Consider the following 6,079-nt stretch of genomic DNA (forward strand, 5'->3'; position numbering starts at 1 on the left):
TTTTCCCCCCGACCACTCCAAGAAATGGCACTTTTTGATTTCAAAAAAGCCTAAAGATATTATCCAACAAGGTTTTTAGATTTATTCAGCAGACCCTACTTACAAAATGCTCTAGAAAAAGGATGATGGTATGTGATATAATTTGCTCTTGCTTTCATCTACATATTTAAGTGATTTTGTCAAGAAAATGAGCGAATTAAAATCCCAAATCACAGCTATTGATCATCAACTTTCCAAACGTCCGATCGCTCTCGATCCCGGAGGATATTTTATTATTTATCTAGACCGAGAAGCAGGGTTAATCTGTGCCAAACATTACAGCAATATTATCAATGAAAAAGGTTTAGCCGTCGATCCAGAAACGGGAAAAGTTATCGGTGTTAGGCAAAAACTTGATCGCAATCCTGAGACTATTTACACCGCAAGAACCGCCAAAGAATTAGCCGTCAAAGTGATCGAAGAAAACCAACCTTGTCCAATTACTATGTTCGATCATGCTGCTTATTTAGGTCGAGAATTTACCCGCGCTGAATACGCTTTAATTACCGGGGAAGAATATATTCAGGATTAAAAATTGGGCTTGTCAGTGATCAGTAAACAGTAATCAGTAAACAGGGATAAAGATGAAGATAAATAAGTAAATAACTTAAAACTTACATCTGATAACTGATAACTGATAACTGATAACTGTTAAACCGTGCCTTTAAATAAACCTTGGGGACGGAATAATAACAGCAAGATCATAATTAATAAAGCCACGGCTAATTTATAATCAGAACCAATTAAGGGAACACTAATTTCTTGGGCAACACCAATAATTAAAGCCCCGGCAATCGCTCCGTAGGGATTACCAATACCACCTAAAATCACGGCGGCAAACATTGGTAAGATTAAAAACCAGCCCATATTGGGACGCACTCCCCCAGTAATTAACCCGAACATCGCTCCGGCTAAAGCAGTTAAAACTCCCGTAATTATCCATGTCCAGAAGACAACCCATTCGACGTTAATTCCGGTTACTCTAGCTAAATCGGTGCTGTCAGCTACGGCGCGCATCGCCTTACCGATCTTAGTTTTTTGCAATAACAAATGGAGGGCAATAATAACTATAATTGCCAAACCAATGACTAACAAGCGATCGAAAGCTACTTTAATCCCAAAAATTTCTGTAGCGGTCATCACAGGCAGATCGTAGCGTTGATTACTACCGCCCCAGATCATTAAAATACCATTGCGAAGAAATAAAGCCAAACCGATCGAAATAATAATTAAAGTGGTAGAATCAGCCCGTCGATCGCGCATGGGTTTCCACAATAATCTCTCGGCAATGAGCATGGCAATAGCTGTCACCGCTGCCCCCACCAGCATCGCTAACCAGAGATTAATCCCTTGAGCATTTACCACCCAAGTTATGTAAGCACCCAAAGTCATAAAATCGCCGTGGGCAAAATTAGACAGACGCAAAATGCCACAGGTAAGGGTTAACCCAACAGCAGCCAGAGCAATAATACTGCCGACGGCTAAACCATTGAATAAAAGTTGCGATGTATCCATCAAACCTCTTGTATAAATCAGAAATTGTCCTTAGAAATAGGAGTCAGGAGAGAGAAAATTAATTAACTTTTGTATTTAGCTGAAAGCTGACAGTCCGTTGCTTAAATATTTTTGTTTAGACTAAATTGCATGGCAGTATAAGCTTAGACAGCTATTATAAAGGTTTCTGTGCCAGCAATTTCTAGCGGCCAGCGAAAAGCTGACGGCCGATGGCTTACTGCTATAAAATCAAGAATGCCCACTGATGGAATTTTCCCCTGATGAAGACTATCTTTCGATTAGCGATCGCTTTTTTTGCCGTACTATTTATCCTATCTCCTGTCAATGCCTTAGCTGCCAGTTCTGCTGCTGTCACAGGAGCCAATGCCAGTTATGAAAACCAGAATCTGACAGGAAAGGATTTTTCGGGACAAAATTTGCAATCTGCCCAATTTACTAACGTTAATCTCCAAGATTCTAACTTTAGTTCTGCCGATTTGCGCGGGGCGGTGTTTAACGGAGCCTCTATCATCGAAGGCAACTTTCATGGAGCGGACTTAACCAATGGGTTAGCCTATCTGAGTACCTTTAAAAATTCTGATTTAAGCGATGCCATTTTTGCCGAAGCGATCATGCTGCGTACCATTTTCGAGGGAGTAAACATCAACGGTGCTGATTTTAGTTTTGCCGTGCTTGACGCTCAACAAATCAAAAATCTCTGTGAAAGAGCCGAGGGTGTAAACTCAAAAACCGGCGTCTCTACCCCGGAATCTTTAGGATGTGATCAATGATGCAAAAAAGGGTTGGTGTTATTGGTGGTGGACAATTAGCTTGGATGATGGCACAGGAAGCCAAGAAATTAGGCATTTCTCTAATTGTACAAACACCACACCCCGACGATCCCGCCGTTGCTTTAGCTGACGGGGTTGTCTTCGCAGAAATAGCTGACGTGGAAGGCACAAAAAAACTAGCTCAACATTGTGATCTGATCACGTTTGAAAATGAGTTTGTTAATTTAGATGCCCTAGAAGAATTAGCGGCCACAGGAGTGAAATTCTATCCTAGTTTGGCAAATCTGCGCCCCCTATTGGATAAATACGAGCAAAGATGTTATTTACGCTCCCTAGGGTTGCCTGTGCCTGATTTTTGGGCGATAGATAATTTATCCCAACTAGAAAATTATCCTTTTCCGCTGGTGCTGAAAGCGCGACGACACGGTTATGATGGTCAAGGAACCTTTATTATTCGCACTCCTGAAGAATTAAACGCCAAAAAGCCGCAATTAGAGCCTCTTGACTTGATGTTAGAAGCTTATATTCCCTACGAGCGCGAATTAGCCATCGTTGCCGCTAGGGGATTAACTGGGGAAATCGTCACCTATCCCGTGGTGGAAACCCATCAAGAGGAGCAAGTCTGTCACTGGGTAATCGCTCCAGCCACTCTTAATCAATCTTTACACGCTCAAACCGAACCTATCGCCCGTCATCTGTTAAGTAGTTTGTCGGCGGTGGGGGTTTTCGGGATGGAATTATTTGTCACTTCCCAGGGAGAGGTATTGATTAATGAAATCGCTCCCCGTACCCATAATTCGGGTCATTACAGCCTCTCTGCCTGTCTTACCTCCCAATTTGCCCTACAACTGCAAGCAGTGGCTAATTTGCCCCTCGGAGCCACGGATTTAAAATCTGCCGGGGCAGTCATGGTTAATTTATTAGGTTTTGAGGATAGTGACGGCGATTACGCCGAAAAACGAGCAGTTTTAGCAGCAATTCCGGAGGCTCACGTTTTTTGGTATGGTAAAAAATCCCGTCCCGGTCGAAAATTAGGCCATGTCACCCTGTTAAGAGATACAACCGATCGCTCTGAGTTATCAGCCCTAGCAAAGCAGATAGAAAAGCTTTGGTATGGTTGTTAGGGAATTAAGTAGGGAGGTACAATTATTTGTAGGATGGGTTAGCGGTAGCGTAACATGAGCGGGCGTTGGGTTTCATGCTTCAACCGTTCGGCTGAGATCAAGGCCGAAGCCCAACCTACGTTCATCTTATATTTAATTCCAACCACCCACTTATGAATTATGAATTGGGGAGTATTTTCAGTGAACAGTAAACAGTAAACAGTAATATATCCTGATGCAATTCAGACTTGAATTGGCCGTGTCCTGGTGTCCTTTGCATTAATAAAAATTTAGGCATGAGAGAAAAATTCCAGCTAATTGCTCTAAAAATCATCATCGTTATTCTCGGAATTATTGGCATTTTATTGTCGCATAATCCAATTCAAAGAAATAATTTAGAAGCAGGAATGACAAGAACTATAGCTTATCAAATTATTGGTAATCGCAGCGGTCAAATTATTGTTAAAAGCAAAACTACAGGGGAAGTTATTTATAATTTTCACATGGCAACAGGTGTTGTCGTCAGAGAGATTTTACTTTTAGCAGACGGAAAAACTCTTGTTACATCTCAAAAAGATCGGGCAGCTTTTTGGGATTTAGAAACCGGCCGTCAACTCGCCACTTTCCCACAAAGGATTTATGGATTTTCTCATAACGAAAAAAAATTCTTAACTTATAGCGAAGGCAAGCTGCGCTTGTATAACTATCCAAAACTGACGTTGGCGTGCCAACTGGAAAATGTTACTACAGTCGGACCTGAGAAGTTTGTATTTTCAGCCAACGATCATTTTCTCGCAGTTCTCTTTGCTACTGGCAGACCAGAAAGTGACGAATACTATCCTGGAACTGGCCCGTTAAGAAGGAGTATTCGTTATAGCAAATTGTTTGATGTTAACAATTGTCAGGAAAATGAGGAATTTTCTAAGTTGAGGATTTTTCAATTAGGAAAGTTTTCTAATAATTCACAATTTTATGATATAGAAAATTATCCCCACTATGTTGAAAATGAAAGGCGCTATGTAACAGCAAATTGGCGGTTTGACTTAATGACAAATAAACTGCAAAAATTATAAAAAAAACTCCTCAAGTCAAGCTGGTTGAGGAGTGTTAGTTTTTTTTTGAGTAACCTTGGCAGATGGTAATGTTACTCAACTCATTGCATCAATGCTTCTGATTTTTCTTGGCTTTCCTGGAGAAAAGCCCAACCCCTAAAGCGAGAATAGTTCCCAGTAGTGTCGAAGGTTCAGGTACTTTGGCAGCAGGTTCAATTGTGGTAGAGGCATTTCGAGAACCATCTCTTTCCATTAGATTCCTTACTTCTTCTGGTACTTCATCAGGATTAAGATCGAGTTGGAGATCGAATACACCACCTGTGCCACCTGGATCTGGAGAGCCAATAGTACGCCGACTACTTACTCCTCCGACTGTTCCGTTAAAGTTACTCTTCCAACTGAAAGCATAGAGTGTATCCCAAGTATTATCAGGCAATACTCCAACAAGAAAGGTGTTGAAACCGAGAAATTGTCCAGCTGTCAAGCTAGGTTCAGAAGGTGTATCTTCATAGTGCAATGTATTTGCTGTTAAATTGTCTTGGAGATGATAGCCTGTACCAGTTGCTCCTTGTTCATCCCAATAAAAAGGTAGGTTATCTGCAAAGCCTCCGAAAGCAGGTCCACCTCCTATAGGTGGATCTACATAAGGTACAGATAAACCACCAGGAGGGTTGGGATCGGTATCAATGACTTGATACCAATTGAAGTGATCATAACCACAAAGCTGAGCAGCCTGAGAAATTGTCAGATTAAATTTGGGTTGAAAAGTTGCTGTGATGGTCGGACCACTGATGGAAACAGAGGTAGCTCCGTTGACAATTGGCTCACAAGCTGGTACAAACCGACCTAGCAAATCAGCTGTAGCCGCTCCCCCTTCTAAGACAAAGAACTGGTCGATTGTAGAAAACCCGCTTCCTGTAATTGTCCCAAAACCAGGTATTTCCAGAGTTATAGGAGCGCCACCTAGTGTTTGCATGACTACTGGCGGTAGATTTTTAGGAAGAAAAACCGAGTCGGCACTGGCAATCGGATCGCTTGTATTGGGAGAGTTGATCAAGTTGAGTGGAGCTTGAAAAGTTGTAGGATTAGTTCCTACTGGAGAAGTCACCTGCGTTGTCACATCTAGTCGGACGCTGTTAGCTTCTGTCCCTCGTTGAATTGTGCCATTAAAATAGTCCAGCGTACCTAAAGAAAAAACTTCCCGATCATTCCTAGCCCGAGGTCCGTAAACGTATCCAGTCGTAACATTGACATCAAATGGTTTTCCCGTAAAAGTCAAGCGACCCGGTGGTGGTGGTGATCCTACGCCCCAGGTGAAATTATTAGTCCCTAAACCGGTAACAACCCCAGTGTCTGCACCGGTGAAAACCCCTGAAATATTTCCTTGGAAGCGAGTTGTTGGAGCTGTCTGTGCAATTACTCCGTGGGATAAGGGACCTGATAACAGCAGGGGAACTGCCAAGAGGATGCTTTTTGTGATTTTCATAAGTCGCCATTTCAAAAATAAAAGGCTCTTCTCGACTTTGTGTGATAATTTTGGCTTATGGAATCCTGAAGTGCTTATTGGGCAAGACTTTTAGGACTATTTTGCGGATATTCT

Annotated in this window: 6 protein-coding genes; 4 read left to right on the top strand and 2 right to left on the bottom strand. The window is 42.0% G+C overall.

Annotated features, from left to right (window positions below; all coding sequences use genetic code 11):
• Window positions 1–187 precede the first annotated feature (187 nt).
• A complete protein-coding gene (locus BGL89_RS06905; protein ID WP_286825060.1) occupies window positions 188–571 on the top strand; it encodes a DUF4346 domain-containing protein in 384 nt (127 codons plus the stop codon).
• 119 nt (window positions 572–690) lie between these two features.
• On the opposite strand, the gene BGL89_RS06910 is transcribed toward BGL89_RS06905, so the two are convergent.
• A complete protein-coding gene (locus BGL89_RS06910; RefSeq protein WP_286825061.1) occupies window positions 691–1,554 on the bottom strand; it encodes a branched-chain amino acid ABC transporter permease in 864 nt (287 codons plus the stop codon).
• Between the two features lie 260 nt (window positions 1,555–1,814).
• On the opposite strand from BGL89_RS06910, the gene BGL89_RS06915 reads away from it, so the two are divergent.
• The 3 genes from BGL89_RS06915 to BGL89_RS06925 all read left to right on the top strand — a co-directional run bounded on the left by BGL89_RS06915 (window position 1,815) and on the right by BGL89_RS06925 (window position 4,500).
• Window positions 1,815–2,324, top strand: coding sequence for a pentapeptide repeat-containing protein (locus tag BGL89_RS06915; RefSeq protein ID WP_193957832.1), 510 nt, complete (start codon window positions 1,815–1,817; stop codon window positions 2,322–2,324).
• Window positions 2,321–3,448: a 5-(carboxyamino)imidazole ribonucleotide synthase gene (locus tag BGL89_RS06920; protein WP_286825062.1), complete on the top strand. Its 1,128-nt coding sequence runs from the start codon at window positions 2,321–2,323 to the stop codon at window positions 3,446–3,448. The genes BGL89_RS06915 and BGL89_RS06920 overlap by 4 nt, the downstream gene beginning before the upstream one ends.
• 275 nt (window positions 3,449–3,723) lie before the next feature.
• Entirely contained in the window at window positions 3,724–4,500 is a 777-nt protein-coding gene (locus BGL89_RS06925; RefSeq protein ID WP_286825063.1) for a WD40 repeat domain-containing protein, read from the top strand.
• 88 nt (window positions 4,501–4,588) lie between these two features.
• On the opposite strand, the gene BGL89_RS06930 is transcribed toward BGL89_RS06925, so the two are convergent.
• Window positions 4,589–5,965, bottom strand: a complete 1,377-nt coding sequence (locus BGL89_RS06930) for a PEP-CTERM sorting domain-containing protein (protein WP_286825064.1) — start codon at window positions 5,963–5,965, stop codon at window positions 4,589–4,591.
• Window positions 5,966–6,079 lie beyond the last annotated feature (114 nt).

Source organism: Microcystis sp. LSC13-02, from assembly GCA_002282935.1.
Taxonomy (GTDB): domain Bacteria; phylum Cyanobacteriota; class Cyanobacteriia; order Cyanobacteriales; family Microcystaceae; genus Microcystis.

Coding starts and splice junctions, on each gene's coding strand:
- BGL89_RS06905 (WP_286825060.1), top strand. CDS start 188: ATGAGCGAATTAAAATCCCAAATCACAGCTATTGATCATCAACTTTCC.
- BGL89_RS06910 (WP_286825061.1), bottom strand. CDS start 1,554: ATGGATACATCGCAACTTTTATTCAATGGTTTAGCCGTCGGCAGTATT.
- BGL89_RS06915 (WP_193957832.1), top strand. CDS start 1,815: ATGAAGACTATCTTTCGATTAGCGATCGCTTTTTTTGCCGTACTATTT.
- BGL89_RS06920 (WP_286825062.1), top strand. CDS start 2,321: ATGATGCAAAAAAGGGTTGGTGTTATTGGTGGTGGACAATTAGCTTGG.
- BGL89_RS06925 (WP_286825063.1), top strand. CDS start 3,724: ATGAGAGAAAAATTCCAGCTAATTGCTCTAAAAATCATCATCGTTATT.
- BGL89_RS06930 (WP_286825064.1), bottom strand. CDS start 5,965: ATGAAAATCACAAAAAGCATCCTCTTGGCAGTTCCCCTGCTGTTATCA.